The organism is Ramlibacter tataouinensis (genome assembly GCF_001580455.1).
Lineage (GTDB): Bacteria > Pseudomonadota > Gammaproteobacteria > Burkholderiales > Burkholderiaceae_C > Ramlibacter > Ramlibacter tataouinensis_B.
In genome coordinates, this window is the sequence record NZ_CP010951.1 from 1,805,772 (window position 1) to 1,830,178 (window position 24,407).

33 protein-coding genes are annotated in these 24,407 nt (G+C 67.6%); 12 read left to right on the forward strand and 21 right to left on the reverse strand.

Annotated features, from left to right (window positions below):
- Entirely contained in the window at positions 1-741 is a 741-nt protein-coding gene (locus UC35_RS08685) for a GNAT family N-acetyltransferase (protein WP_061498087.1), read from the forward strand.
- A 22-nt stretch (positions 742-763) separates the two neighbouring features.
- On the opposite strand, the gene UC35_RS08690 is transcribed toward UC35_RS08685, so the two are convergent.
- From UC35_RS08690 to UC35_RS08735, 10 genes are all read right to left on the reverse strand, one after another.
- The gene (locus tag UC35_RS08690) at positions 764-1,861 is read right to left on the reverse strand and encodes an ABC transporter substrate-binding protein (protein ID WP_082792959.1); all 1,098 of its coding nucleotides are present in this window, start codon (positions 1,859-1,861) and stop codon (positions 764-766) included.
- Positions 1,862-2,013: 152 nt separating this feature from the next.
- Positions 2,014-2,442 (reverse strand): F0F1 ATP synthase subunit epsilon, encoded by a 429-nt coding sequence (locus UC35_RS08695; protein WP_061498092.1) that lies wholly within the window; start codon positions 2,440-2,442, stop codon positions 2,014-2,016.
- A gap of 3 nt (positions 2,443-2,445) precedes the next feature.
- Entirely contained in the window at positions 2,446-3,855 is a 1,410-nt protein-coding gene (gene atpD, locus UC35_RS08700) for a F0F1 ATP synthase subunit beta (RefSeq protein WP_061498094.1), read from the reverse strand.
- Between the two features lie 16 nt (positions 3,856-3,871).
- The gene (gene atpG / locus UC35_RS08705) at positions 3,872-4,747 is read right to left on the reverse strand and encodes a F0F1 ATP synthase subunit gamma (protein WP_061498097.1); all 876 of its coding nucleotides are present in this window, start codon (positions 4,745-4,747) and stop codon (positions 3,872-3,874) included.
- 19 nt (positions 4,748-4,766) lie between these two features.
- The gene (gene atpA / locus UC35_RS08710; protein WP_061498100.1) at positions 4,767-6,320 is read right to left on the reverse strand and encodes a F0F1 ATP synthase subunit alpha; all 1,554 of its coding nucleotides are present in this window, start codon (positions 6,318-6,320) and stop codon (positions 4,767-4,769) included.
- 35 nt (positions 6,321-6,355) lie between these two features.
- The gene (locus UC35_RS08715; protein WP_061498102.1) at positions 6,356-6,886 is read right to left on the reverse strand and encodes a F0F1 ATP synthase subunit delta; all 531 of its coding nucleotides are present in this window, start codon (positions 6,884-6,886) and stop codon (positions 6,356-6,358) included.
- Positions 6,887-6,898: 12 nt separating this feature from the next.
- Positions 6,899-7,369 carry a F0F1 ATP synthase subunit B gene (locus UC35_RS08720; protein WP_061498104.1) on the reverse strand — a complete coding sequence of 157 codons (471 nt, stop codon included), beginning with the start codon at positions 7,367-7,369 and terminating at the stop codon, positions 6,899-6,901.
- Between the two features lie 54 nt (positions 7,370-7,423).
- Positions 7,424-7,687: a F0F1 ATP synthase subunit C gene (gene atpE, locus UC35_RS08725; RefSeq protein WP_061498107.1), complete on the reverse strand. Its 264-nt coding sequence runs from the start codon at positions 7,685-7,687 to the stop codon at positions 7,424-7,426.
- Positions 7,688-7,737: 50 nt separating this feature from the next.
- Complete coding sequence (gene atpB, locus UC35_RS08730; protein WP_061498110.1) at positions 7,738-8,619, reverse strand: F0F1 ATP synthase subunit A; 882 nt, start codon at positions 8,617-8,619, stop codon at positions 7,738-7,740.
- A 17-nt stretch (positions 8,620-8,636) separates the two neighbouring features.
- Complete coding sequence (locus tag UC35_RS08735; RefSeq protein WP_061498112.1) at positions 8,637-9,134, reverse strand: ATP synthase subunit I; 498 nt, start codon at positions 9,132-9,134, stop codon at positions 8,637-8,639.
- 210 nt (positions 9,135-9,344) lie between these two features.
- Here UC35_RS08735 and UC35_RS08740 point away from each other — a divergent pair, with 210 nt between their 5' ends.
- The 6 genes from UC35_RS08740 to UC35_RS23900 all read left to right on the forward strand — a co-directional run bounded on the left by UC35_RS08740 (position 9,345) and on the right by UC35_RS23900 (position 13,510).
- Positions 9,345-10,472: an MBL fold metallo-hydrolase gene (locus tag UC35_RS08740; protein WP_061498115.1), complete on the forward strand. Its 1,128-nt coding sequence runs from the start codon at positions 9,345-9,347 to the stop codon at positions 10,470-10,472.
- Positions 10,462-11,349: an aminotransferase class IV gene (locus tag UC35_RS08745; protein ID WP_061498118.1), complete on the forward strand. Its 888-nt coding sequence runs from the start codon at positions 10,462-10,464 to the stop codon at positions 11,347-11,349. The genes UC35_RS08740 and UC35_RS08745 overlap by 11 nt, the downstream gene beginning before the upstream one ends.
- Positions 11,346-11,624, forward strand: a complete 279-nt coding sequence (locus UC35_RS08750; RefSeq protein ID WP_061498121.1) for a YbeD family protein — start codon at positions 11,346-11,348, stop codon at positions 11,622-11,624. The genes UC35_RS08745 and UC35_RS08750 overlap by 4 nt, the downstream gene beginning before the upstream one ends.
- Positions 11,624-12,286 (forward strand): lipoyl(octanoyl) transferase LipB, encoded by a 663-nt coding sequence (lipB, locus tag UC35_RS08755; RefSeq protein WP_061498125.1) that lies wholly within the window; start codon positions 11,624-11,626, stop codon positions 12,284-12,286. The genes UC35_RS08750 and lipB overlap by 1 nt, the downstream gene beginning before the upstream one ends.
- Entirely contained in the window at positions 12,283-13,275 is a 993-nt protein-coding gene (gene lipA, locus UC35_RS08760) for a lipoyl synthase (protein WP_061498128.1), read from the forward strand. The genes lipB and lipA overlap by 4 nt, the downstream gene beginning before the upstream one ends.
- Positions 13,276-13,339: 64 nt before the next feature.
- Positions 13,340-13,510, forward strand: coding sequence for a hypothetical protein (locus tag UC35_RS23900; RefSeq protein WP_158513877.1), 171 nt, complete (start codon positions 13,340-13,342; stop codon positions 13,508-13,510).
- On the opposite strand, the gene ptsP is transcribed toward UC35_RS23900, so the two are convergent.
- From ptsP to UC35_RS08785, 5 genes are read right to left on the reverse strand one after another with little or no spacing between them, the layout of a single operon-like run.
- The gene (gene ptsP, locus UC35_RS08765; RefSeq protein ID WP_061498131.1) at positions 13,465-15,231 is read right to left on the reverse strand and encodes a phosphoenolpyruvate--protein phosphotransferase; all 1,767 of its coding nucleotides are present in this window, start codon (positions 15,229-15,231) and stop codon (positions 13,465-13,467) included. The genes UC35_RS23900 and ptsP overlap by 46 nt on opposite strands.
- 48 nt (positions 15,232-15,279) lie before the next feature.
- A complete protein-coding gene (locus tag UC35_RS08770) occupies positions 15,280-15,549 on the reverse strand; it encodes an HPr family phosphocarrier protein (RefSeq protein WP_061498134.1) in 270 nt (89 codons plus the stop codon).
- Positions 15,518-15,973, reverse strand: a complete 456-nt coding sequence (locus UC35_RS08775; protein ID WP_061498137.1) for a PTS sugar transporter subunit IIA — start codon at positions 15,971-15,973, stop codon at positions 15,518-15,520. The genes UC35_RS08770 and UC35_RS08775 overlap by 32 nt, the downstream gene beginning before the upstream one ends.
- An 18-nt stretch (positions 15,974-15,991) precedes the next feature.
- Positions 15,992-17,200, reverse strand: coding sequence for an MFS transporter (locus UC35_RS08780; RefSeq protein WP_061498141.1), 1,209 nt, complete (start codon positions 17,198-17,200; stop codon positions 15,992-15,994).
- Entirely contained in the window at positions 17,197-17,712 is a 516-nt protein-coding gene (locus UC35_RS08785; protein WP_061498143.1) for a hypothetical protein, read from the reverse strand. Before UC35_RS08785 ends, UC35_RS08780 begins: the two co-directional genes overlap by 4 nt.
- Positions 17,713-17,772: 60 nt before the next feature.
- On the opposite strand from UC35_RS08785, the gene UC35_RS08790 reads away from it, so the two are divergent.
- On the forward strand, positions 17,773-19,005 hold the full coding sequence (locus UC35_RS08790) for a CaiB/BaiF CoA transferase family protein (RefSeq protein WP_061498146.1): 1,233 nt from the start codon (positions 17,773-17,775) through the stop codon (positions 19,003-19,005).
- Positions 19,005-19,742 carry an alpha/beta hydrolase gene (locus UC35_RS08795; protein WP_061498147.1) on the forward strand — a complete coding sequence of 246 codons (738 nt, stop codon included), beginning with the start codon at positions 19,005-19,007 and terminating at the stop codon, positions 19,740-19,742. Before UC35_RS08790 ends, UC35_RS08795 begins: the two co-directional genes overlap by 1 nt.
- Positions 19,743-19,746: 4 nt before the next feature.
- Here UC35_RS08795 and UC35_RS08800 read toward each other — a convergent pair whose 3' ends face one another.
- A complete protein-coding gene (locus UC35_RS08800) occupies positions 19,747-20,364 on the reverse strand; it encodes a nuclear transport factor 2 family protein (RefSeq protein ID WP_061498151.1) in 618 nt (205 codons plus the stop codon).
- A gap of 107 nt (positions 20,365-20,471) precedes the next feature.
- On the opposite strand from UC35_RS08800, the gene UC35_RS08805 reads away from it, so the two are divergent.
- Complete coding sequence (locus UC35_RS08805; RefSeq protein ID WP_061498154.1) at positions 20,472-20,975, forward strand: TlpA family protein disulfide reductase; 504 nt, start codon at positions 20,472-20,474, stop codon at positions 20,973-20,975.
- Positions 20,976-21,038: 63 nt separating this feature from the next.
- Here the strand turns inward: UC35_RS08805 and UC35_RS08810 are convergent, their stop codons facing one another.
- Positions 21,039-21,497 carry a c-type cytochrome gene (locus tag UC35_RS08810; RefSeq protein WP_061498155.1) on the reverse strand — a complete coding sequence of 153 codons (459 nt, stop codon included), beginning with the start codon at positions 21,495-21,497 and terminating at the stop codon, positions 21,039-21,041.
- 142 nt (positions 21,498-21,639) lie between these two features.
- On the opposite strand from UC35_RS08810, the gene UC35_RS08815 reads away from it, so the two are divergent.
- Positions 21,640-22,305: a cytochrome b/b6 domain-containing protein gene (locus tag UC35_RS08815; RefSeq protein ID WP_061498158.1), complete on the forward strand. Its 666-nt coding sequence runs from the start codon at positions 21,640-21,642 to the stop codon at positions 22,303-22,305.
- 56 nt (positions 22,306-22,361) lie between these two features.
- On the forward strand, positions 22,362-22,859 hold the full coding sequence (locus UC35_RS08820; RefSeq protein ID WP_061498161.1) for a GNAT family N-acetyltransferase: 498 nt from the start codon (positions 22,362-22,364) through the stop codon (positions 22,857-22,859).
- Between the two features lie 39 nt (positions 22,860-22,898).
- Here UC35_RS08820 and UC35_RS08825 read toward each other — a convergent pair whose 3' ends face one another.
- From UC35_RS08825 to rplP, 4 genes are all read right to left on the reverse strand, one after another.
- The gene (locus UC35_RS08825; RefSeq protein ID WP_061503752.1) at positions 22,899-23,405 is read right to left on the reverse strand and encodes a peroxiredoxin; all 507 of its coding nucleotides are present in this window, start codon (positions 23,403-23,405) and stop codon (positions 22,899-22,901) included.
- Positions 23,406-23,485: 80 nt separating this feature from the next.
- Positions 23,486-23,752 (reverse strand): 30S ribosomal protein S17, encoded by a 267-nt coding sequence (rpsQ, locus tag UC35_RS08830; protein WP_061498165.1) that lies wholly within the window; start codon positions 23,750-23,752, stop codon positions 23,486-23,488.
- A gap of 14 nt (positions 23,753-23,766) precedes the next feature.
- Positions 23,767-23,973 carry a 50S ribosomal protein L29 gene (rpmC, locus tag UC35_RS08835; protein ID WP_061498168.1) on the reverse strand — a complete coding sequence of 69 codons (207 nt, stop codon included), beginning with the start codon at positions 23,971-23,973 and terminating at the stop codon, positions 23,767-23,769.
- A gap of 15 nt (positions 23,974-23,988) precedes the next feature.
- The gene (gene rplP, locus UC35_RS08840; protein WP_061498171.1) at positions 23,989-24,405 is read right to left on the reverse strand and encodes a 50S ribosomal protein L16; all 417 of its coding nucleotides are present in this window, start codon (positions 24,403-24,405) and stop codon (positions 23,989-23,991) included.
- Positions 24,406-24,407: the final 2 nt, after the last annotated feature.

Below are 24,407 nucleotides of genomic sequence, written 5' to 3' on the forward strand. Positions count from 1 at the left end.
ATGAATGAACGCCCGGTCCTCGATGTCGAGGCCATCGAACGCGCCACGGTGGCGGCGGTGGCGCCGCGCGAGGTCGAGGAACTTCCCGGCTGGCTGCTGGCCTTCGACAGCGTGACGGTCAACCGCGCGCGCAGCGCCGTGCCGCTGCGCCACGACGCGCCCGACGCCTCGGTCGTGGCCGAGATCTTCGAGCGCTACCGGGCGCGCGGCGTCAGTCCCAACTTCCGCGTCGCGCAGCTGGCCGCGATGGCGCCGGTCGAGCGCGAGCTCGCCCGCCTCGGGCTACCTCCGCAGCAGGCGACGCAGGTCATGGTCGCCGCGGCGCGCGATGTGGCCGGGGCCGCCACCGGCGAGGTCCAGGTAGCGACGGAACCCGACGAGGCGTGGGCGGCGGTCTTCCTGGGCGAGGGTTTCGATCCCGCCGACGGCGCGAGCCGGGTCGCGACGCTCAGGCGGGCGAAGGGTTCATTGTTCGCCGGCATCCGCGAGGGCGAGCGTGTGGTGGCCGGCGGCGTGCTGGCGCTGGGTCACGGCTGGGCCAGCATCCACGGCATGCGCACCGCCCTCACGCACCGCGGCCGCGGCCTGGCCACGCGAGTGCTCGCCGCGCTGGCGCGCGAGGCCCTGCAGCGCGGCCACGACCGGATGGTGCTGCAGGTCGAGGTCGCGAACAACAGCGCGACCCGGGTGTACCGGCGCTGCGGCTTCGGGCTCGCCTGGACCTACGCCTACTGGCGCTGAGCCGCTTGCGCGGAGCGCGCTGCTACTCGCGCACCTCGCCGTTGGGCCGCAGCAGCGCCATGGTGACGAAGCTGCCGCCGTGGTGAAAATTGGGCTTGAAGTCGACCACGTAGCCACCGGCATCGAAGCGGCCCAGCGCGGACAGCGAACGATGGAGCGAGGCACGGGTGAGGTCCTTGCCGGCGCGCTTCATGCCCTCCACCAGCACCTTGGCGGCGATGCAGCCTTCCAGCGCGGTGACCGACATCGCCTCCTTCTGACCGGCAGCCTGCCACGCGTCGTTGCACTCCTTGACCACCGGAACCGAGTGTGACCGCGGCGACGGTACGGTGATCGCGACGGAAACGCCCGTGACGTCGGATCCCAGCGCCTTGGAAAGTTGGCCCGCCCCGGCGAAGGACAGGCTGGTGACAATGGTGGCGCGGTTGGCTGCCCTGAGCTTCTTGACCATCTGCGCGGCCGGCGCGGACAGCGTGGTGACCAGCAGCACGTTGGGATCGGAGTCCACCACGTCCTTGAAATTGGCGTCGGTGATCTCGGCATTGCGCTTGATGGCGACCGACACCGGCGTGCTACCGAACTTCTTCAGACCCCGGGCCACTGTTTCGAAGTTCTGCTTTCCGACGGTGTCGTCATAGTGCAACACCGTGATCTTGCTGGTGCCCAGGCTGCCCCAGAAATTGACGATCTTGCCGATCTCGTCCTCGTAGGTGGCACGCACCGTGTAGACGTACTCGTTTTGCTTGCGGATGGTGTCCGCGCCGGTGAACGGTGCGAAAAAGGCCAGCTTGTGCTCCTTCACCGTCGGCATGGCGGGGATGCTGAGCGTGGACGACGCATAGCCGAACAGCGCCACGGCCCGGTGGTCGTTGACCAGCTTCTCCGTGTTCTCGCCCGACAGCTTGGTGTCGTTGCGGTCGTCCAGCGTGACCAGCTTGATCCGGCCTTGCGGCAAGCCGCCGGCGTCGTTCACTTTCTGGAAGTACGCCAGGGCCCCGTTGCGGATGTCGTTGCCGAGGCCGGCGTTGCTGCCTGTGAGCGGGGCGGATTGTCCGATCACGATGTCCTGGGCCAGGACGGGCGCCGTTGCCAATAGCAGAGAAAGGGCAAAGATACGCATTGATACAACCCTGTTGACCTATAACTCGGCCATTATGCGTGCGCCACAAAAAAAAGACCCGTGACTTTCGGCACGGGGCTTAGGGCGCTGGTTTTTAGCGCGTTCTTGTTGCGACTTCGAATCGGGCTGCGCCCGATGAGCTAACCGAGACTTTACTTCTTTTGCAGGTACCTGCGCAAGGCCGCCATCTCGGCGGCGATCACCGCCAGCTCGGATTGCGCGCGGGCGATGTCGACATCGCTCTTGGCGTTCTTGAGCGCTTCCTCGGCGGCGCGACGGGCCTCGTTGGCCTTTTCCTCGTCGAGGTCGCGGCCGCGGATGGCGGTGTCGGACAGCACGGTGACGCGATTGGGCTGCACCTCCAGGATGCCGCCGGCCACGAAGATGAACTCCTCGTTGCCGTCGGGCCGTTCGATGCGCACCGAACCGGGCTTCACGCGCGTGATGAGCGGCGTGTGGCGCGGGTAGATGCCGAGCTCGCCGGCTTCGCCGGGCAGCGCGACGAAGCGCGCTTCACCGGAGAAGATCGACTCCTCGGCGCTCACCACGTCGACGTGGATGGTGTGGGTGGTGTCCACCATGGCTTAGGCTGCCAGCTTCTTGGCCTTCTCGAAGGCTTCGTCGATGGTGCCAACCATATAGAACGCCTGCTCGGGCAGGTGGTCGCACTCGCCGGCCACGATCATCTTGAAGCCGCGGATGGTTTCCGACAGCGGCACGTACTTGCCGGGCGAGCCGGTGAACACTTCGGCCACGTGGAAGGGCTGCGACAGGAAACGCTGGATCTTGCGCGCGCGCGCCACGGCCAGCTTGTCTTCCGGCGACAGTTCGTCCATGCCCAGGATCGCGATGATGTCGCGCAGTTCCTTGTAGCGCTGCAGCGTGGCCTGCACGGAGCGGGTCGTCGTGTAGTGGTCTTCGCCGACGACGTTGGGGTCGACCTGGCGGGAGGTGGAGTCGAGCGGGTCCACGGCGGGGTAAATGCCCAGCGAGGCGATGTCACGGGACAGCACGACGGTCGCATCCAGGTGGGCGAAGGTCGTGGCGGGCGAGGGGTCGGTCAGGTCGTCCGCGGGCACGTACACGGCCTGGATCGAGGTGATCGAGCCGACCTTGGTCGACGTGATGCGCTCCTGCAGGCGGCCCATTTCCTCGGCCAGCGTCGGCTGGTAGCCCACGGCGGAAGGCATCCGGCCCAGCAGGGCGGACACTTCGGTGCCGGCCAGCGTGTAGCGGTAGATGTTGTCCACGAAGAACAGCACGTCACGGCCTTCGTCGCGGAACGACTCGGCGATGGTCAGGCCGGTCAGGGCCACGCGCAGGCGGTTGCCCGGGGGCTCGTTCATCTGGCCGTACACCATGGCCACTTTCGATTCGCCCAGGTTGTCCAGCTTCACGACGCCGGAATCGGCCATCTCGTGATAGAAGTCGTTGCCCTCGCGGGTGCGCTCACCCACGCCGGCGAACACCGACAGGCCCGAGTGCGCCTTGGCAATGTTGTTGATCAACTCCATCATGTTGACGGTCTTGCCGACGCCGGCGCCGCCGAACAGGCCCACCTTGCCGCCCTTGGCGAACGGGCAGATCAGGTCGATCACCTTGATACCCGTTTCCAGCAGTTCTTGGGAAGGGGACAGTTCGTCGTAGGCGGGAGCCTTGCGGTGGATGGCGGCGGTCAGCGCCTGGTCCACCGGGCCACGCTCGTCGATGGGGTTGCCCAGCACGTCCATGATCCGGCCCAGCGTGGCCTTGCCCACCGGCACCGTGATCGGCGCGCCGGTGTTGTAAACCGTGGAGCCGCGGCGCAGGCCGTCGGACGAACCCAGCGCGATGGTGCGCACCACGCCGTCACCCAGCTGCTGCTGCACTTCCAGCGTCAGCGCGGTGCCTTCCATCTTCAGCGCGTCGTACACGCGGGGCATCGCCTCGCGCGGGAACTCGACGTCCACCACGGCGCCGATGCACTGAACAATTTTTCCTTGTACTTGAGCCATTTGTCGCTCCAAAAATTTAAACCGCGGCGGCGCCGGACACGATCTCGGAGAGTTCCTTCGTGATCGCCGCCTGGCGCGTCTTGTTGTAGACCAGCTTGAGCTCGTTGATCAGGTTGCCGGCGTTGTCCGTGGCCGCCTTCATGGCGACCATGCGGGCCGATTGCTCGGAGGCCATGTTCTCGGCCACCGCCTGGTACACCAAAGCCTCGACGTAGCGCAGCAGCAGCTCGTCGATCACGGTCTTGGCATCGGGCTCGTAGATGTAATCCCAGCCCGGCTCGCCGCTCTCCTTGGTCTGCGCGTGCATCGTCTCGGCCGACAGCGGCAACAGTTGCTCGACCACCGGCTCCTGCTTCATCGTGTTGATGAATTTGGTGTAGCACAGGTACACCGCATTGAGCTTGCCTTCGGCGTACTGGTCCAGCAGTACTTTCACCGGGCCGATCAGGCGTTCCAGGTGCGGCGTGTCGCCAAGCTGCGTGACCTGCGAGACCACCTGTGCGCCGATGCGGTTCAGGAAGCCCAAGCCCTTGTTGCCGACGGCCACGGTCAGGGCGGTGCCGCCTTGATCCTGCAATTCGCGCAGCTTGCCCGTGACGGCGCGCAGCAGGTTGGTGTTCAAGCCGCCGCACAGGCCCTTGTCGGAAGTCACCACGATCATGCCCGCCGCCTTCGCGTCATTGCTGCGCATGAAGACGTGGGTGTACTCGGGGTTGGCCTTGCCGAGGTTGGACGCGATGTTGCGCACCTTGTCGCTGTAGGGCCGGGCCGCGCGCATGCGTTCCTGCGCCTTGCGCATCTTGGAGACGGAGACCATTTCCATGGCCTTGGTGATCTTCTTGGTGTTCTCCACCGATTTGATCTTGCCTCGAATCTCTTTGCCTGCAGCCACGTTGGCTCCTGTGCTGTGTTTAGGCGAAGGTCTTCTTGAACGCTTCGATCGCCGCCGTCAGCTGCGCTTCCGCGTCCTTGTCCATGGCCTGGTCCTTCTCGAGCTTGCCGAGAAGGGCCGCGTGCTTGTCCTTCAGGAAGGCCTGCAGGCCGTGCTCGAACGGCAGGACCTTCTTGACGTCGACGTCGTCGAAGTAGCCCTTGTTGACCGCGAACAGCGTGGCGGCCATCAGCGAGATGGGCAGCGGGCTGTACTGGGCCTGCTTGAGCAGTTCGGTCACGCGTGCGCCGCGATCGAGCTGCTTGCGGGTGGCGGCGTCCAGGTCGGAGGCGAACTGCGCGAAGGCCGCAAGTTCGCGGTACTGCGCCAGGTCGGTACGGATACCGCCGGACAGCGACTTGATCAGCTTGGTCTGGGCGGCACCGCCGACGCGGGACACCGAGATACCCGCGTTGATGGCGGGACGGATGCCGGCGTTGAACAGGCTGGTTTCCAGGAAGATCTGGCCGTCGGTGATCGAGATCACGTTGGTCGGCACGAACGCGGACACGTCGCCGGCCTGCGTCTCGATGATCGGCAGCGCGGTGAGCGAGCCGGTCTTGCCCTTGACTTCACCCTTGGTGAAGGCTTCAACGTAGTCGGCGTTCACGCGCGCGGCGCGCTCCAGCAGACGGCTGTGGAGATAGAACACGTCGCCCGGGTAGGCTTCGCGGCCCGGCGGGCGGCGCAGCAGCAGCGACACCTGACGGTAGGCCACGGCCTGCTTGGACAGGTCGTCATAAATGATCAGCGCGTCCTGGCCGCGGTCGCGGAAGTACTCGCCCATCGTGCAGCCGGCGTAGGCCGACACGTACTGCATGGCGGCGGACTCGGAGGCCGAAGCGGCGACCACGATGGTGTATTCCATCGCGCCGTTCTGTTCCAGCGCGCGGACGATGTTCTTGATCGTGGACGCCTTCTGCCCGATGGCGACGTACACGCAGGTCATGTTCTGACCCTTCTGGTTGATGATCGTGTCGACGGCCACCGCGGTCTTGCCGGTCTGGCGGTCGCCGATGATCAGCTCGCGCTGGCCGCGGCCGATCGGAACCATCGAGTCGATCGACTTCAGGCCGGTCTGCACCGGCTGCGACACCGACTGGCGCGCGATCACGCCCGGGGCGACCTTCTCGATCACGTCGGTCATCTTGGCGTTGATCGGACCCTTGCCGTCGATGGGCTGGCCCAGCGCGTTGACCACGCGGCCGATCAGCTCGGGACCGACCGGGACTTCCAGGATGCGGCCCGTGCACTTGACGGTGTCGCCTTCGGAGATGTGCTCGTACTCGCCCAGAATCACCGCGCCGACCGAATCGCGCTCGAGGTTCAGCGCCAGGCCGAAGGTGGGCGTGCCGTCGGCCGTGGGCGGGAATTCCAGCATTTCGCCGGCCATCGCGTCCGACAGGCCGTGGACGCGGCAAATGCCGTCGGTCACGGAGATCACCGTGCCCTGGTTGCGGATGTCGGCGCTGGCGGCCAGGCCCTCGATCCGGCTCTTGATCAGTTCGGAAATTTCAGCGGGATTGAGTTGCATGACTCTTTCCTTTGGTTTGGTTTAGCCGCCGGCCTTCAGGCCGTCAGCGCGACTTTCATTTGTTCCAGGCGGGCCTTGACCGAGGTGTCCAGCACTTCGTCGCCCACCACCACGCGGATGCCGCCGATGAGGGACGCGTCTTCCTGGACGGTCAGATTGAGCTTGCGGCCGAAGCGCTTTTCCAGCACGCCGGCGACTTCGCCGAGGGCGGAGGCGGCCATGGGGAAGGCGCTGTAGACGACGGCGTCGGACGAGCCGCTCTGCGCGTTCTTCAGCTGGCGGAACTGCGTCGCAATCTCGGGCAGGGCCGCCAGTCGGCCGTTCTCGATCACCGTGCGCAGGAAGTTGCTGGCCGCGGGCGGCAGCTGCGACTTGGCGACGTCGGAGATCACGTCGAACACCTGCTGGTCGGTGACCTTGGGATTCTCGGCGAATTGCAGCAGCTGCTGGTTGCCCGCCACGGCGGCGAGGGCATCGAGCCAGCGCGAGGCGCCGTCGAGATCGGCCTTCGAGGACTTGTACAGCGCTTCGGCGTACGGGCGGGCGATGGTGGCGAGTTCGGCCATGCTGGGGCTCTCTTACAGCTCGGTCTTCAGACGGCCCAGCAGCTCGGCGTGCACGCCCGCGTTGACTTCGCGGCGCAGGATCTGCTCGGCGCCCTTGACAGCCAGCGCAGCCACTTGCTCGCGCAGGGCTTCGCGCGCCTTCACGGTCTGCTGGTCGGCCTCGGCCTTGGCGGCGGCGACGATCTTGGCGCCTTCGTCGGTGGCGCGCGTCTTCGCTTCCTCCACGATGGCCTGGGCACGGCGCTCGGCGTCGGCCAGCATCTGCGCCGTGTCGGCGCGCGACTTGGCCAGCTCCTGTTCGACACGCCGGTCGGCGTCGGCGAGCTCCGCCTTCGCCTTGTCGGCCGCTGACAGCCCCTCGGCGATCTTCTTCGCGCGCTCGTCCAGGGCCGCCGCGATCGGAGGCCACACGAACTTCATCGTGAACGCTACCAGGAGCAGGAACACGATCATCTGAATGATCAGGGTACCGGTGATGCTCACTTATTCATCCTTCGCCCCACGGCTGATCCGCGAGGCATGGGCGTTACGGGAGATTTACTTGGCGACGGTGGCCAGCTGGGCGAGGAACGGGTTGGCGGTGGCGAACCACAGCGCGATACCGGTGCCGATGATGAACGCCGCGTCGATCAGGCCAGCGAGCAGGAACATCTTGGTCTGCAGCTCGTTCATCAGTTCGGGCTGGCGCGCGGCCGACTCGAGGTACTTGCTGCCCATGATGCCGATGCCGATGCAGGCACCGATGGCGCCGAGACCGATGATCAGGCCGGCGGCCAGAGCGACAAAGCTGATAACTTGCATGATTTCTCCTGATGGACTTTGGGGTTGGTAAGGGAAAGGGGTGGGAACGATCAGTGCTTGTCGTGCGCCTGACCGAGGTAGACGAGCGTCAGCATCATGAACACGAAGGCCTGCAGCACGATGATCAGGATGTGGAACACGGCCCACGCCCAGCCGGCGATGACGTGGCCGACAGCCAGCGTGAGGCCGGTGGCGCTGAGCGAGAAGGCGCCGCCCATCAGGGCGATCAGCAGGAAGATCAGTTCACCGGCATACATGTTGCCGAACAGTCGCATGCCGTGCGAGACGGTCTTGGCGACGAACTCGATCATCTGGAAGATGAAGTTGAACGGCCACAGCAGCGGGTGCGCACCAAAGGGCGCGGTCACCAGCTCGTGCGCCCAGCCACCCAGGCCCTTGATCTTGACGTTGTAGTACAGGCACAGCAGCAGCACGGACAACGACAGGCCCATCGTCATCGACAGGTCGGCGGTGGGCACCACGCGCAGGAAGGCGTGATGCGGGTCGTGGCCGGCGGCGCCGTAGATCTTGGCCCAAATGGCCGGCAGCAGGTCCACCGGCAGCAGGTCCATCGTGTTCATCAGGATGATCCAGATGAACACCGTGAGCGCCAGCGGGGCGATCAGCTTGCGGCTTTCCGCGTTGTGCACGATCCCCTTGGCCTGGCCCTCGACCATTTCCACGAGGATTTCCACGGCCGCCTGGAAGCGGCCGGGCACGCCCGAGGTCGCCTTGCGCGCGGCCAGCCACAACACCCAGCAGCCCAGCGCGCCCAGCACGACGCCGAAGAATATGGAATCGAAGTTGAAGACCGAGAAGTCGGCAACCGCCTTGGGGGGCTGGTTTTGCCAGAACGTCAGATGGTGAAGGATGTATTCACCGGCCGTTTGGCCTTGCTCGGCAGCGCCTGCAGCAGCGTTTTCAGCAGCCATGTTTCTTTTTCAAGCTTTCAATTCGACTTCGGCGGCGCCAACCGGCTTCGCGGCTTGAACGCAAGCGCCACCCAATAAACCTTCATCGCCAGCACCAGGCCAACCAGCATTGCCGGCCAGCTCAATGCGGGCACCAGCTTCGGCGCCGCTGCCATCAGCGCAATCGTCGAAGCGATCTTGACCATCTCCCACACCATGAACCCGGCCGCCGCGGTACCCGCGTTGAGGGATGAAAAACGCCCGGTGAGTCCTCGCGCAAAAATGGCCGCGGGAATCGCCACGGCCAGCGCACCGTATCCGGTGGACCACCCCACGTTCTGCCTCCCGGTGATGCCCCACGCAGCCAAAGCCGCGACGAGCCCCACCACGACCTGGCCCGCCACCACCCACCAGGGGGAAACCGGGGGGTGCTGTTCACGCAGCCGACGCGCCTCCTCGGCGGTCAGCGGCTTGATCGGGATCTCTTCCTCCGTAGCCTCGTGAAATTCCTCGGGAAACGGTGCGCTTGTTTTCATTTTTCGCTGCACCGCCTGTGGCCCCTCAGTTTTCACAAAGCCTCCCATTATAAGTAGAAACCCGGTCGATCCCCGTATCCGGGCATGCAGCCGGACTATGCCCAGCGGTAAAAGCAGTTTTACGTAGGACAGCACAATCTCGATCGCGATGCGCGTTGCCGTCCGTTCCGCTTGCGATTGCTGGGTCTTTGCGATGGAGGTCCTGCCTTGATGAAGTTGCTGGCCGCCGGCCTGCTGCTCAGCGCCGCCGTTGCCTTCGCCGACCACGGCCTCGACGAGGCACGGCCTCACCACACGGCGCAGGGATTTCGCAACAACTACATCCCTCAGGTAGACAAGCCGCCGGGCGACCTGCTGCGCTGGCGCCTGCAGGCTTGGCGTGAGGGCCTGCCGCCGCCGCCCCGCGCGATGCCGCCGGTCGCACCGCCTGAGCTGGAACGCCTTCGCGCCAACACCCGGGCGCTGCGCAGCGTCGGCGCAGCGGCCCGGGCCGTCGCTCCGTCGGTGACCTGGATCGGCCACGCGACGGCGCTGTTGCAGTGCGGCGGGCTCAACGTGCTGACCGACCCCATCTTCAGCGAGCGCGCGTCGCCGCTCCCGCTGCTGGGGATCGGTCCGAAGCGGGCGCAGCCGCCCGGGATCGCCCTGCCGGACCTGCCGCCCATCGATGTGGTGCTGATCTCACACAACCATTACGACCATCTGGACCTGGCATCGCTGGAGGGGCTGGACGAGCGATCCGGGGGCCAGACCCTGTTCCTGGTGCCGCTGGGCGTGAAGGCGCTGCTCACGCAGCACGGCCTGCGCCATGTCGTGGAGCTCGACTGGTGGCAAAGCCACTGGCACGGCGGCGTGGAGTTCCACCTGGTCCCCGTCCAGCACTGGTCGGCGCGCGGCTTCGGCGATCGCAACCATACGCTGTGGGGCGGCTGGGCCGTGTTCGCCCCGGACCTTCGCTGGTACTTTGCCGGCGACACCGGCTACACCCGCGATTTCGCCGACACGCGCCGGCGCTTCGCCTCGCGCGCTGCCGGCGGCCCGGTGTTCGACCTCGCCCTGCTTCCCATCGGCGCCTACGAGCCGCGCTGGTTCATGTCGGCGCAGCACATGAACCCGGCCGAGGCTGTGCAGGCCCACCGGGACCTGGGCGCACGGCGCAGCCTGGGGGTGCACTGGGGCACCTTCGAGCTCACCGACGAAGCCCTGGACCAGCCGCCCCGGGACCTGGCGGCGGCACGAAGCGCCGCCGGCATCCCCGAGGCGGACTTTTTCGTGCTGGCCATCGGCGAAACCCGCTGGCTGCCGGCGATGCAAGGACAATCCCCCCATGAGCGATAGCGACCTGCCTCCCCTGCCCTGCTACATCAACGGCGAGTTCACCACCCTGCCCCATGCCAAGGTGAGCGCGCTGGACCGCGGCTTCATCTTCGGCGATGGGGTGTACGAAGTGGTGCCCGTGTACGACGGGCGGCCGTTCCGTTTCGAGGAGCACATGGCGCGGCTGGACCGCAGCCTGGGCGAGCTGCGCATCCCCAATCCGAAAAGCCGCGCCGAGTGGCGCCAGCTGGTGGACCAGCTGGTCGAGGCCTATGCGAAGCAGCGGGGCCTGCCGGCGGCGCGCAGCAACCAGCTCGTGTACTTCCAGGTCACCCGCGGGGTCGCGATGCGCGACCACGTGATGATCCCGGGACTGGTGCCCACCGTGTTCGCCATGACCAACCGGCTTTACATCTACACGGCCGAGGAACGCGCGCGCGGGCTCGCCTGTGTCACGGCGGACGATTTCCGCTGGAAGAAGGCGCACATCAAGAGCATCAGCCTGGCCGGCGCGGTGCTGGCGCGGCAGCTGGGCGCCGACCAGGACGCCGGCGAGACCATCATGTTCCGCGACGGATTCCTCAGCGAGGCGGCTGCGTCCAACGTCTGGATCGTCAAGGACGGCGTGGTGCTGGGCCCGCCCAAGGACAACCTGGTGCTCGAAGGCATCCGCTACGGCCTGCTCGAAGCCCTCTGCCTGGAGATGGGCATTCCGTTCGAACTTGGCCCGGTGTCGCGGGCCGAAGTGCTGGCGGCCGACGAAGTCTTGCTGAGTTCGGCGACCAAGGAGGTCATCGCGGTGACCCGGCTCGACGGCCGGCCGGTTGCAATGGGGCGCCCCGGCCCCATCTACGAAAAGCTGCACGCCGGCTATCAGCGTGCCAAACTGGCCCAATGAACATCTCTGCTGAGTCCCAGAAGTCCCTGATCGAGTTTCCGTCGCGCTTTCCCATCAAGGTGATGGGCGCCAAGGTCGATGGCTTCGTCGAAGCCGTCGCCGTGGTGGCCCGGCAGTTCGATCCGGAATTCGACCCGGCCACCATCGAGCTGCGCGACAGCCGGGCCGGGAACTACCTCGGCATCACCGTCACCCTGACGGTGACCAGCCGGGAACAGCTCGACGAGCTGTACCGCACGCTCTCGACCCATCCGATGGTCAAGGTCGTGCTCTGATGCAGCTCGTGCTGCGTGGGCGCGTCGACTACGTCTCCACCTACGAGGCCATGCGCGCCTTCACGGCGGCACGCGACACCTCGACGCCCGACGAGCTCTGGCTGTGCGAACACCCGCCGGTGTTCACCCAGGGCCTGGCCGGCAAGCCCGAGCACGTGCATGGCCCGGGCGACATTCCGGTCGTGGCGACCAACCGCGGCGGCCAGGTGACCTACCACGGCCCCGGCCAAGTGGTCGCCTACCCGCTGCTGGACCTCGGCCGCGCCGGCTACTTTGTCAAGGAGTACGTCCATCGGCTGGAGGAAGCGGTGATCCGCACCCTGCGCCACTACGGCGTGACGGGGCACCGCGTGCCCGGCGCGCCGGGCATCTACGTCAAGCTCGACGATCCCTTCGGCCACTCCTCGATCTCGCCGACCCCGGGTGGCGACCCGTTCCGGGGGCTGGGCAAGATCGCGGCCCTGGGCATCAAGGTCAGCCGCCATTGCGCCTACCACGGCGTGGCGCTGAACGTGGCGATGGACCTGGAACCCTTCAGCCGCATCGACCCTTGCGGTTACGCAGGTCTGGCCACGGTGGACCTTTCTACAATCGGGGTTTCCACCCAATGGCAGGAAGCCGCGCAACTGCTGGGCCACAAGCTCGCCGCGCATCTCTCATGAACACCAACGACGTCGTGCGCGAAGCGCAATCCGCCGAGAACTACGATCCCAGCGCCAAGCAGAAGGCCGCCGCCAAGCTGTCGCGCATCCCGGTGAAGGTCGAGCCCGGCGAGGTGCTCAAGAAGCCCGACTGGATCCGCGTGCGCGCCGGCTCGGCCAACACGCGCTTCTACGAGATCAAGCAGATCCTGCGCGAGAGCAATCTCAACACGGTGTGCGAGGAAGCCTCCTGCCCCAACATCGGCGAATGCTTCGGCAAGGGCACGGCGACCTTCATGATCATGGGCGACAAGTGCACCCGCCGCTGCCCCTTCTGCGATGTAGGCCACGGCCGGCCCGACCCGCTGGACGTGAACGAGCCGGAGAACCTCGCGAAGACCATCGCCCGGCTCCAGCTCAAGTACGTGGTGATCACCTCGGTCGACCGCGATGACCTGCGCGACGGCGGCGCCGGCCATTTCGTCGACTGCATCCGCCGCACCCGCGAACTCTCGCCCGGCACCACGATCGAGGTGCTGGTGCCGGACTTCCGCGGCCGCGACGACCGCGCGCTCGAGATCCTCAAGGCCGCGCCGCCGGATGTGATGAACCACAACCTGGAGACCATCCCGCGCCTGTATAAGCAGGCGCGGCCCGGCTCCGACTACGCCTTCAGCCTGAACCTGCTCAAGAAGTTCAAGGCACTGTTCCCGCATATCCCGACCAAGAGCGGCCTGATGGTGGGCCTGGGCGAGACCGACGAGGAAATCCTGGCGGTGATGCGCGACATGCGCGAGCACGACATCGAGATGCTCACCATCGGCCAGTACCTCGCGCCCTCCACGTCGCACCTGCCGGTGCGCCGTTACGTGCACCCCGACACCTTCAAGATGTTCGAGGCCGAGGCCCAGGCGATGGGCTTCTCGCATGCGGCCGTCGGCGCCATGGTCCGCTCCAGCTACCACGCCGACCAGCAGGCGCATGCGGCCGGGGTGGTGACGCCGCTTTGAGCGACGCCCCAGCGTCGGGCGGTGGCCTGCCCGCAAACATCTACGCGCTGGGCGCGATCGCGCTGTGGGCATCACGCCGCTGGCCTCGACGCTGCTGCTGATGCTGGTCAGCGGCCGGGCCTTCACCTGGAGCATCGCGGCCGCGGCGGCGCTGATCACCGGCGCCGCACTGCTGGGCACGCGCCAGCCTCAGCCGCCGAGCAAGGCCGCCGGGTCGTCGGCATCCACCACCTGAGCGGCCCACGGGGCCAGGCGCGTGGTGTCGGCGCGCAGCACCTCCTGCTTGACGGCGAGGATCTGCGCCGGATGCATGGAGAAGCAGCGCAGGCCCAGCCCCAGCAGCAACCGCGTCATGGCCACGTCGCCGGCCATCTCGCCGCACACGCTCACCATCTTGCCTTGCCGGTTGCACTCGGCAATGGTGTCGGCCACCAGCCGCAGCACCGCCGGATGCAAGGGGTCGTACAGGTGCGCCACCGATTCGTCGGCGCGGTCGATGGCCAGCGTGTACTGGATCAGGTCGTTGGTGCCGAGCGAGAGGAAATCGAAGTACTTGAGGAAGATCTTCAGCGTCAGCGCGGCAGCCGGGATCTCGATCATCGCGCCGATCTTCACCGGCCCGTGGGCCACGCCGCGGTTGTCCAGCTCGGTGCGCGCGAAGTCGATCAGCGCCAGCGTCTGCCGGATCTCGCTGGCGTGCGCCAGCATCGGGATCAGCATGCTCACCGGCCCGTGCGCCGCCGCCCGCAGGATGGCGCGCAGCTGGGTCAGGAACATCGCGGGATCGGCCAGGCTCCAGCGGATCGCGCGCAGGCCGAGCGCCGGGTTCAGGTGCGCGACGTCGCGCAGCGACTCGTCCAGCGGCTTGTCGGCGCCGACGTCGATGGTGCGGATGGTGACCGGCAGGCCCTCCATGCCCTGCACCGCGCGCAGGTAGGCGAGGAACTGCTCCTCCTCGTCCGGCAGCTTGCGCCGGCCCATGAACAGGAATTCGCTGCGGAACAGCCCGACGCCGACGGCGCCGGCCTTGACGGCGGCCGGCGCATCCTCGGGCATCTCGATGTTGGCCAGCAGTTCCACTTTCTGGCCGTCCAGCGTGACCGCCGGCGTGTGGCGCAGGCGGGACAGGCGGCCGCGGTCGAGCTCGCCCTGGCGCTGCTTGAAACCGTACTCGGCCAGGATGATGGGCGAGGGGTCCACGATCATCACGCCGGAGTCGCCGTCGATGATCACCCAGTCGTCCTGGCGCACCAGCTGGCTGGCGCTGCGCGCGCCGACCACCGCCGGGATGTCCATGCTGCGCGCCACGATCGCGGTGTGCGAGTTGCGCCCGCCCACGTCGGTGACGAAACCGGCGAACACGCTCTGCTTGAACTGCAGCATGTCGGCCGGCGACAGGTCGTGCGAGATCAGCACCAGCGGCACGTCCATGCTGTCGTCCATCAGCAGGTCCTGCTGGGACTTGCGCCGTGCCACGGCCGGCGGCGGCGCCACCGGCGAAGCCACGCCGGCCATGTGGCGCAGCACCCGGTCGGCCACCTGCTCGAGGTCGGCCTTGCGGCCGCGCAGGTACTCGTCCTCCATCTCGTCGAACTGGCGCGACAGCACTTCCAGCTGGGTCGTCAGGGCCCATTCCGCGTTGTAGAGGCGGTCGGTGATCCAGTGCTTGACGCCGCTGATCAGCTCTTCGTCCTGCAGCAGCATCAGGTGCACGTCCAGCAGCGCCGACAGCTCATGCGGCGCTTCCTTGGGCCCCATCTGCGCGATGGTCAGCTGCAGGCGATGGAGTTCCTCGGCCACGGCGTCGCGGCTGACCCGGATGCGCTCGATCTCGGCCTCGACCCGGTCCGCCTCGATGAAGTAGTGCGCCACGTCCACGCCGCCCGTGCCCATGAGCACGGCACGCCCGATGGCGATGCCGCGCGCAACCGCAAGGCCGTGGATCGAGAAGGTCACTTCATCTCCTCGGGGGATTCATCGGACGAACGTGGGGGCCATATGCCTTCATTCCCCTTCCCCGAACTTGTCGTTGATCAGGGCCGAGAGGGCGTCGAGCGCCTCCTGGTCGCGCTCGCCCACCGCCTCGAGGGTCACTTCGCTGCCGATGCCCGCGGCCAGCATCATCACCCCCATGATGCTCTTGGCGTTGACCCGGCGTTCCCCCTTGCTGATCCAGATCTCGCAGGGGTAGCTGGCTGCCACCTTGGTGAGCTTGGCCGAGGCGCGCGCATGCAAACCCAGCTTATTGTTGATGGTCCTGGTGATCGTGCTCATGGTTTCTTCTGGGCTGGTTCTGTGGCGCCGCGACGGCGACCTGCATCACCCCCTGTGTCCCGCCGATGACGGCCCGCGAGACCAGCGCTTCCAGCGGCTCATGCCGGTAGCTCACGCTGCGCAGCAGCATCGGCAGGTTGACGCCGGTGATCAGGCGCGACTTCACGCCGTCCACCAGGCGTTGCGCGACGTTGCTGGGCGTGGCGCCGAAGATGTCGGTCAGCACCAGCACGCCTTTGATGCCGGCCGGACGCGACAGCTGGTCCAGCGCGACCCGCGCCATCGACAGCGTCTCTTCCGGGGGCAGGTTGGGCTGCACATCGATCGCCGCCACGTGCGGGCCGCAGTCGGGAAAGACGTGCAGCGCGCAGCTGCGCAGCGCGTGCGCGAGCGGAGCATGGGCGATGATCAGGATCGCATTCACAGGTTTGCCGGGCTGAGGTTACTCATTATCCTTCGCAAGCATGAACCAGCCCCAGCCGAACAGGCAGGTAGCGAGAAAGACCGCCATCGCGCCGCGAAATGCGGCCACCGCGTCCCAACCGGCGGCCGTGAAGGCATCGACCAGCAGGCCGATGCCCCACTGCACGACGAACACGCCGGCAAAGATCACCAGGTTGTAGGCCGACAGCGCGCGGCCGGCGACCGCGGCGGGAAAGGCCATGCCGATGGCCGGTTGCGCCAGCGACACGAAGGTGGAGGACACGCAGAACAGGGCCCAGGCGCCGGCGCCGGCTTGCGGCCCGAGCGCGATGATCGCCGCCAGCGCCGCCAGGCTCAGCGGCACACCGCCGGCGATCAGCCCGTTGGTGGTGATGCCGCGGCGCTGCAGCCAGGGATTGACGAGGCCCCAGCTCCAGAAGGTGCACAGCATGCTCAGGTTGATGATGAACAGCCCGCGTGCGGCGTCCAGCGGCGCGTAGCCGGCCACCCGCACCAGCCAGGGCCCGGCCCACAGCGACTGGATCGCGATCATCCCGCCGTAGTTGAAGAAGCCCACCGGCGCCAGCCGGCGGAAGTAGGGGTGCCGCCAGACCTGCCCATAGCTGGGCTGCGGCGCGGACGCCGGCGGCGCGCCGCCTTCCCAGCGCGGCACCAGCCACGCGATCGCGACCGTTGAGGCGGCGATGCCGGCCGCCAGCAGCCAGAACACCGGGCGCCAGCCCACGGCCGGCACCAGCCACTGCACCGGCAGCGTGGAGGCGACCATGCCGAGCGACCCGGTCATCAGCATCCAGGAGTTCGCCCGCAGCTGCGCGGGCGCTTCCAGCCAGCGCCGGTAGCCGGTGAGCGGCGCCATCAGGCAGGCGCTCACGCCCACCCCGCACAGCACGCGCGCCAGCAGCAGGCCGGAGAAGCCGTCGGCCATCGAGAAGGCCAGGCAGCCGGCGATCGCGACCAGCATGAAGCCGATCACCACCTTGCGCGGTCCGTGGCGGTCGAGCCAGCTGCCCAGCGGCAACTGGGTGGCGGCGAAGCCGAGGAAATAGCCGCCGGCCAGCAGGCCCAGCTGCTGCGCGTTCAGGTCGAACTCGCGCGTCAGCGTCGGCGACAGCGTGGCGGTGATGGCGCGCAGCACCGCCGAAAAGAAGTAGGCGAATGCGAAAACCAGGAAGACGAGTACTGCGTGGCGTCGGCTGAGCAGGGTCATTCGAAGCGCAACCCCGCGAAGAACGGCTCGCTCATCTCGGCGGTGATGCGCGGCGCGTAGATCACTGCCTGGAAGGCCTGCGTGCCGCGGGCGAAGTAGGCCGACTGGCTCTGGACCACGCTGCCGTCGCTGCGCTGCCCTTCGGCGCGCACCTGCACCGATTGCGGCAGCCCGAGCGCGCCGGCCGGCTGGAACGGCGTCTCGGACTGCGCCTTGGCCTTCGAAGCCGCCAGGTTGGCGCCTTTCCAGCGCGCCAGCGTCTCGCCCAGTTCGCCCGCCTGAGGCAGCTCGGCGTACAGCACCACGAAGGTGGCGTGCCCGGCCTCGCAGCCGAGCGCATGCACCACCACTTCGCGCCCCGGCGTGATTTCGAGGCGGCGCTCCGCCTTGTCGGGCTTGCAGGGCAGCACCGCCTTGAGCGGGGTGGGCGCGACGCTGACTTCGCGCCAGTTGAAGGTGGGCGTGCACGCGGCCACTGCCAGCAGCGCCAGCGCCGGATAAGGACGGGGCATCGCACGATTATGGCCACGCCGGTTCGGCGTCGCCCGGGCGCTTTGCCCCACAATTTGCCGATGAACTCGCTTGCCGGCATTCGCGTCCTCGACCTGTCCCGCGTGCTCGCCGGACCCTGGTGCGCCCAGACCTTGGCCGACCTCGGCGCCGACGTGATCAAGATCGAACGCCCCGGCAGCGGCGACGACACCCGCGGCTGGGGCCCGCCCTTCCTCCATGATGCCGAGGGCCGCGAGACCCGCGAGTCGGCCTACTACCTGGGCGCCAACCGCAACAAGCGCTCGATCACCTGCGACATCGCCCTGCCGGAAGGGCAGGCGCTGGTGCGCGAGCTGGCCGCCCGCTGCGACGTGCTGATCGAGAACTTCAAGGTCGGCGACCTGCAACGCTACGGCCTCGGCTACGAGGACCTGCGGGCGGTCCATCCGCGGCTGGTCTACTGCAGCATCACCGGCTTCGGCCAGACCGGCCCCTACCGCGATCGCGCCGGCTACGACTACACCATCCAGGGCATGGGCGGCCTGATGAGCATCACCGGCGAGCGCGACGACCTCGGCGGCGGCCCGCAGAAAGTCGGCGTCGCCGTGGCCGACCTGTTCACCGGCATGTATGCCGCCACCGCGGTCCTGGCCGCGCTGCGCCACGCCGAGCGCACCGGCCAGGGCCAGTGGGTCGACATGGCGCTGCTGGACACCCAGGTGGCCATGCTCGCCAACCTGGGCGCCAACTACCTGGTCAGCGGCCAGGTGCCCGGGCGGGCCGGCAATGCGCACCAGAACATCGTGCCCTATCAGGTCTTCGAGACCGCGGCCGGCCCGGGGGGCCGGGACTTCATGATCCTGGCGGTGGGCAACGACGGCCAGTTCGCCAAGTTCTGCGAGGTGGCGGGCCGGCCCGACCTGGCCGGCGACGCACGCTTCGCCAAGAACCAGGACCGCGTGCGCCACCGCGCGGTGCTGGTGCCGATCCTGGAAGCGCTCATGCGCACCCGCAGCAAGGCCCAGTGGCTGCCGGCGCTGGAAGCGGCCAAGGTGCCCTGCGGGGCGATCAACACGCTGGGCGAGGTCTTTGCCGACCCGCAAGTGGCCGAGCGCGGCATGGTCACGCACTGGCAGCACCCGGCACAGCCGGACCTGCGTCTGGTCTCCAGCCCGATCAAGCTCGGTGCCACGCCGGTGCGCGCCGACCTGCCGCCGCCGCTTCTGGGGCAACATACCGAGGAAGTGCTGGCCGAATGGCTGGGCTACGACGGGGCCCGGATCGGCCAGCTGCGCGACAAAGGAGTGCTGTGATGGCCGACTTCCTGCTGGTGCACGGTGCCTGGCACGGCGGCTGGTGCTGGCGCGACGTGCTGCCGCCCCTCCTGGCGCAGGGGCACCGCGTGCATGCGGTGACGCTGACCGGCGTGGGCGAGCGCGCGCACCTGAGATCGCCGGACATCATGCTGGAGACGCACATCGCCGACGTGGTCCATGCGATCGAGATGGAAGAGATGCAGGACCTGGTGCTGGCCGTGCACTCCTATGCCGGCATGCTCGGCACCGCGGTGGCCGACCGCATGCCGGCGCGGCTGCGCCACCTGGTCTATGTCGATGCCGTGGTGCCCGAGCCCGGCGAGAGCTGGAGCAGCACGCATGCGCCGGCCACGCGCGAGGCGCGCATCGCCGCCTGCGAGCATTCGCCCGACTACAGCTTCCCGGCCCCCGACCCCACGGTGTACGGCCTGTCGGGGGCCCAGCACGAGTGGGTGGCGCGCCGGCAGGTGCCGCACCCGGGGCACCCTTATACGCAGGCGCTCCAGTTCGATCCCAGGCAGGTCGCCCGCGTGCGGCGCACTTTCGTCGACTGCCACTCGCCCGCCCTGCCCACCATCGACGTGAGCCGCCAGCGCGTGCGCGACCCGCGGTTCTGGCAGGGCGCCTGGGCCGGCGGCGCGGGGGCGTCGGTGGTGGAACTGGCCACCGGGCACGACCCCATGGTGAGCGCGCCGGAGCAGCTCGCGCGCATTCTGCTGGGTTGCGCCGCCTAGGCCGTCAACGTTCCAGCTCGCCGCCGGCCAGCCAGCGCTCGCCGCGCCGGTACAGCTTCTGCACCTGAGGGCCCTTGAGCATGGGCATGTCCATCTTGACCCGATAGCCCAGTCGCGTCTGGATGTAGGCGAGGTGCCGGTAGCCCTCCGGCATCGCCGCCAGCAGGTCCGCCTCCAGCTTCAGCTGGGCGGTGGAATCGACCGGGTCGATGCGGTCCTTCTCGTAGATCGGCTGGCGGTGCAGCAGCTTCCAGCGGCCTTCATGCCGGGTGACGAAGTCGAAGAAGCGGCCGGTGCACACCACGTCGCTCAGCACCGGCCCGGCCACGCCTTCCACCATGCCGCGCTGGGAGATCGTCATCTTGGTCTGCGCGATCGCGCGCTCGCCGGCCAGCTCGATCGCCGAGCCGCCGAGGAAATGCAGGATGCTCACGCCCTTGTCCCAGCCTTCCCGTGTGACGCGAATGAAGTCGCGGAACGGCCCCTGGAACCAGGTCGCCATCATCACGCCCTCGGGATGCCAGACCGTGGCGAAGCGCTCCCAGTCGCCGGCGTCGCGCCAGACCGCCCAGCGCTCCAGCAGTTCGCGGATCTGGAGCTTGGCTGTCAGTTCGTCATCCATGACCTCTCCTGCGTGCCCGCCCGCCGGCCGCCTGGGCACTGTAACGCAGGGCCGGTGGCCAAGCCCCCATGCCGGCGAACCGGCGGGCTCCGCCCTAAAATCGGGCCATGGGCAAATCCAAGCTGTTGATCGGGATCCTTGCCGCGGCGCTGGTCGCCGGCGCTGGCGCCCTTTTCATGAGCGGCACCGGCGAAGCCGCACCCGCATCCACTTTCGTGCTGCTCGACGGTTCCAGGCGCACGACGGCCGACCTGAAGGGCCAGGTGACCTTGGTGAATTTCTGGGCGACCAGTTGCACCACCTGCGTCGCCGAAATGCCGCGCATGGTCGAGACCTACAACAAATACCAGGGCAAGGGTTTCAACACGCTGGCGGTAGCGATGAGCTACGACCCGCCGAGCTACGTGCTGAACTACGCGCAAACGCGCAAGCTGCCGTTCTCCGTGGCCATCGACAACACCGGCGCGGTGGCCAAGGCCTGGGGCGACGTACAGATCACCCCCACCACCTACCTCGTGAACAAGCGCGGCGAGATCGTCAAGCGCTACGTCGGCCAGCCCGATTTCGCCGAACTGCACCAGCGGATCGAGAAGCTGCTGGCCGAAAGCTGAGGTCCGGTCACCACACAAAATAGCCCGGCTTTCGCCGGGCTTTTTTGTGGTGGAGCACTGCCCTTATTCCTTGCGGAAAGCGTCGTGGCAGGCCTTGCAGCTGTTGGCCGTGGGCCCGAAGGCGGCCTTCAGGTTGTCCAGGTTGTTGGTCTTGGCGGCCGCGAGGAGCTTTTGCGTCTCGCCCTGCATCTTGTCGGCGTGATCCTTGAACTTGATCTGCTCGCTCCACACCTCGGGCTTGGCGCGTGTGGGCGAGCTGGCCTTGTCGGTGCCGGGCCCGAAGCCGGTCCAGGGCAGCTTGGCCATGTCGGCGACGACTTCAGCGTTGTCGGCTGCCGCCTTCGCGTCGTAGGGGACCCGTCCGTTCACCATGGCACCGATGCGGCCGAAGTGCTGCGCCATCACGAACAGCGAGCCTTGCCGGTACTTCACCGCGTCCTCGGGCTTGGCGAACTGCGCGCTGGCCGGACTGGCGATCGCCAGGATCGCCGCCGCGGCGGCCAGGGAAGCTGCAATCTTCATGAAATCCCTTTCTTCTGGTCAAAAAAACGAAGGGCGGCGCCCTTCGTGAGCGCAGTGTGCCAAAAGTAAGAAGGCGAGCGCGATGCGGGGTGATCCCCGGCTATGCACAATCGGGCGCCGATACCAAGGCCAAGGAGCGGGGATGTCGAAGAAGGTGCGCGTCTGGGATCTGCCGACCCGGCTTTTCCACTGGGCGCTGGTGCTGCTGATCGTGGGGCTGGCGGTCTCGGGGTACCGTGGCGGCGACGCCATGGCATGGCACGCCCGCCTGGGCTACGCCATGCTCGCCTTGCTGCTGTTCCGGATCGTGTGGGGCTTCGTCGGCGGGCGCTGGTCGCGCTTTAGCGCGTTCGCGTTTTCCCCGCGCGACATCTTCCGGCACCTGCGTGGCGACAGCGGGCCGGATGCGCTGGTGGGCCACAACCCGCTGGGGGCGGGCTCGGTCTTCCTGATGCTGTTCTTTCTGCTCGCGCAGGTCGCCACCGGCCTGGTGGGCGACGACGAGATCGCGTTCACCGGGCCCTTGAACCGTTTCGTGGAAAGCGCCACCGGCCTGGCGGCCACCTCCTACCACAAGGGCGTGGGCCAGTGGGTCCTGCTGGCGCTGGCGCTGCTGCACATCGCCGCCGTCGTGTTCTACCTGGTGCGCCGGAAGGACAACCTGGTGCGGCCCATGATCGTCGGCGACAAGGAACTGCTGCACCCGACCGAGCCTTCGCGCGATGACCTGTCCACCCGCCTGCGGGCCTTGGCGGTGCTGGCCGCCTGCGCGGCCGCCGTCGCCGGCCTCGTGCGCCTGGGCGGCTGAGCCCGGGGCGGCGCCGGCGCGCTACACTGGCTGCCCCTCATTTCCGTGCGACCGGCTTGGATACCCAGCGGAATCCCCTCGTCGAACTCGACGCTCCCGCCACCCCCCAGGAACTCGATGCGCTGCGCGGGCTGTTCCGCGAGTACGCGGCCGGCCTGGGCGTGGACCTGTGCTTCCAGAACTTCGAGCAGGAACTGGCCGAGCTGCCCGGCGACTACGCGTCGCCGCGCGGCGCGCTGCTGCTGGCGCGGGTCGACGGTGAGCCCGCCGGAAGCTGCGCCTTGCGGCCCATCGATTCAACCGACTATCCCAATGCCGCCGAGATGAAGCGGCTGTACGTGCGCGACCGCTTCCGCGGCATCGGCCTGGGGCGCGGGCTCGCCGAGGCGGCGCTGAACGCCGCCCGCGAGGCGGGTTACAGCTGCGTGCTGCTGGACACGCTGGACGACATGGAAGCCGCGCGCGGGCTGTACGAGGAACTGGGCTTCAAGGAAATCCCGCCCTACTACCACAACCCGATCGCGGGCGCGCACTACCTCAAGTGCGAGCTGTGAGGGTTCGCCGGGGCGAACCCTCGCCTCGGCGGCGGCCGTTCAGCCCTTGGCCTGCGCCAGCAGCGTGCCGGCGTCGCTGACCTCGAACTTGCCGGGCGCCTCGACGTTCAAGGACGCGACCTTGCCGTCCTTCACCAGCATCGAGTAGCGCGCGCTGCGCACACCCATGCCCTTGCTGGTCAGGTCCAACGTGAGCCCGACGGCCTTGGCGAAGTCGGCGCTGCCGTCGGCCAGCATGCGGACCTTGCTGCCGGTCTTCTGGTCGCGCGCCCAGGCGCCCATGACGAAGGCGTCGTTCACGCTCACGCACCAGATCTCATCGACGCCGGCCTTCTTCAGCTCGTCGAACTTCTCGACGAAGCCCGGCACGTGCTTGGCCGAGCAGGTCGGCGTGTAGGCGCCGGGCAGGCCAAACAGGGCGATCGTCTTGCCGGCGGCGGCCTTGCCCGAATTCACCGGGTTCGGCCCGATGCTGCAGCCCTCCCCTTCCACTTCGCAGTACTCCTGCAGCGTCACCGCAGGCAGCTGGTCTCCGACCTTGATCATGAGTTTGGTCTCCTGAATGAACAAAAAAAAAGCGGCTCACGCATTGTGAGCCGCTTTGCGGACCTTTGCAGGCGCCGGGATCAGACCGCGGCAGCCTTCTCGACCAGGCGGGTCGCCACCCAGTTCTTGGTCTTGGACAGCGGACGGCTCTCCTGGATCTCGACGATGTCGCCCAGGTGGAACTCGCCCTTTTCGTCGTGCGCGTGGTACTTGCTCGACTTGGCGACGATCTTGCCGTACAGCTCGTGCTTGACGCGGCGCTCGACCAGCACGGTGACGGTCTTGGCGCGCTTGTCGCTCACCACCTTGCCGACCAGGGTGCGCTTGAGGGAAGTCTTTTCAGTCATGTCTCAGTGCTCCCTTACTTCGCGGCCTTGGCTTCGGCCTGCTTTTGCGCCAGGATGGTCTTGGCGCGGGCAATGTCGCGGCGCGTCAGGCGCAGCGTAGAGGTGTTGGACAGTTGTTGCGTGGCCTTCTGCATGCGCAGGCCGAAGTGGGCCTTTTGCAGCTCCTTCACTTCGTTCTGCAGCGCGGCAACGTCCTTCTGGCGCAGTTCAGCAGCTTTCATCTATGTTCTCCTGAATTACGCGCCGATCTGGCGGGCCACGAACGTGGTGCGCAGGGGCAGCTTGGCCGCGGCCAGGCGAAACGCCTCGCGCGCGAGCTCCTCGGGCACGCCGACGATCTCGAACACCACCTTGCCCGGCTGAATCTCGGCCACGTAGTACTCGGGGTTGCCCTTGCCGTTACCCATACGCACTTCAGCGGGCTTCTGGGAGATCGGCTTGTCGGGGAACACACGGATCCAGATGCGGCCACCACGCTTGACGTGGCGGGAAATCGCGCGGCGCGCGGCTTCGATCTGGCGGGCCGTCAGGCGGCCGCGGTCCGTGCACTTCAGGCCGAAGTCACCGAAGGCCACCGAGTTGCCCCGGGTGGCGATGCCGGTGTTGCGGCCCTTCTGCTCTTTGCGGAATTTGCGACGAGCGGGTTGCAGCATGT

Bases quoted from the DNA above. Each gene is read 5' to 3' on its own strand.
- UC35_RS08810 (WP_061498155.1), bottom strand. From the start codon at position 21,497: ATGAAGATTGCAGCTTCCCTGGCCGCCGCGGCGGCGATCCTGGCGATC.
- UC35_RS08690 (WP_082792959.1), bottom strand. From the start codon at position 1,861: ATGCGTATCTTTGCCCTTTCTCTGCTATTGGCAACGGCGCCCGTCCTG.
- atpE (WP_061498107.1), bottom strand. From the start codon at position 7,687: ATGCAAGTTATCAGCTTTGTCGCTCTGGCCGCCGGCCTGATCATCGGT.
- atpD (WP_061498094.1), bottom strand. From the start codon at position 3,855: ATGGCTCAAGTACAAGGAAAAATTGTTCAGTGCATCGGCGCCGTGGTG.
- UC35_RS08790 (WP_061498146.1), top strand. From the start codon at position 17,773: ATGAACTCGCTTGCCGGCATTCGCGTCCTCGACCTGTCCCGCGTGCTC.
- UC35_RS08780 (WP_061498141.1), bottom strand. From the start codon at position 17,200: ATGACCCTGCTCAGCCGACGCCACGCAGTACTCGTCTTCCTGGTTTTC.
- atpA (WP_061498100.1), bottom strand. From the start codon at position 6,320: ATGCAACTCAATCCCGCTGAAATTTCCGAACTGATCAAGAGCCGGATC.
- rplP (WP_061498171.1), bottom strand. From the start codon at position 24,405: ATGCTGCAACCCGCTCGTCGCAAATTCCGCAAAGAGCAGAAGGGCCGC.
- UC35_RS08770 (WP_061498134.1), bottom strand. From the start codon at position 15,549: ATGAGCACGATCACCAGGACCATCAACAATAAGCTGGGTTTGCATGCG.
- rpmC (WP_061498168.1), bottom strand. From the start codon at position 23,973: ATGAAAGCTGCTGAACTGCGCCAGAAGGACGTTGCCGCGCTGCAGAAC.
- lipA (WP_061498128.1), top strand. From the start codon at position 12,283: ATGAACACCAACGACGTCGTGCGCGAAGCGCAATCCGCCGAGAACTAC.
- UC35_RS08800 (WP_061498151.1), bottom strand. From the start codon at position 20,364: ATGGATGACGAACTGACAGCCAAGCTCCAGATCCGCGAACTGCTGGAG.
- UC35_RS08825 (WP_061503752.1), bottom strand. From the start codon at position 23,405: ATGATCAAGGTCGGAGACCAGCTGCCTGCGGTGACGCTGCAGGAGTAC.
- UC35_RS08715 (WP_061498102.1), bottom strand. From the start codon at position 6,886: ATGGCCGAACTCGCCACCATCGCCCGCCCGTACGCCGAAGCGCTGTAC.
- UC35_RS08685 (WP_061498087.1), top strand. From the start codon at position 1: ATGAATGAACGCCCGGTCCTCGATGTCGAGGCCATCGAACGCGCCACG.
- UC35_RS08795 (WP_061498147.1), top strand. From the start codon at position 19,005: ATGGCCGACTTCCTGCTGGTGCACGGTGCCTGGCACGGCGGCTGGTGC.
- UC35_RS08740 (WP_061498115.1), top strand. From the start codon at position 9,345: ATGAAGTTGCTGGCCGCCGGCCTGCTGCTCAGCGCCGCCGTTGCCTTC.
- UC35_RS08695 (WP_061498092.1), bottom strand. From the start codon at position 2,442: ATGGTGGACACCACCCACACCATCCACGTCGACGTGGTGAGCGCCGAG.
- UC35_RS08805 (WP_061498154.1), top strand. From the start codon at position 20,472: ATGGGCAAATCCAAGCTGTTGATCGGGATCCTTGCCGCGGCGCTGGTC.
- atpB (WP_061498110.1), bottom strand. From the start codon at position 8,619: ATGGCTGCTGAAAACGCTGCTGCAGGCGCTGCCGAGCAAGGCCAAACG.
- UC35_RS08735 (WP_061498112.1), bottom strand. From the start codon at position 9,134: ATGAAAACAAGCGCACCGTTTCCCGAGGAATTTCACGAGGCTACGGAG.
- rpsQ (WP_061498165.1), bottom strand. From the start codon at position 23,752: ATGACTGAAAAGACTTCCCTCAAGCGCACCCTGGTCGGCAAGGTGGTG.
- lipB (WP_061498125.1), top strand. From the start codon at position 11,624: ATGCAGCTCGTGCTGCGTGGGCGCGTCGACTACGTCTCCACCTACGAG.
- UC35_RS08745 (WP_061498118.1), top strand. From the start codon at position 10,462: ATGAGCGATAGCGACCTGCCTCCCCTGCCCTGCTACATCAACGGCGAG.
- UC35_RS08750 (WP_061498121.1), top strand. From the start codon at position 11,346: ATGAACATCTCTGCTGAGTCCCAGAAGTCCCTGATCGAGTTTCCGTCG.
- UC35_RS08815 (WP_061498158.1), top strand. From the start codon at position 21,640: ATGTCGAAGAAGGTGCGCGTCTGGGATCTGCCGACCCGGCTTTTCCAC.
- UC35_RS08785 (WP_061498143.1), bottom strand. From the start codon at position 17,712: ATGCCCCGTCCTTATCCGGCGCTGGCGCTGCTGGCAGTGGCCGCGTGC.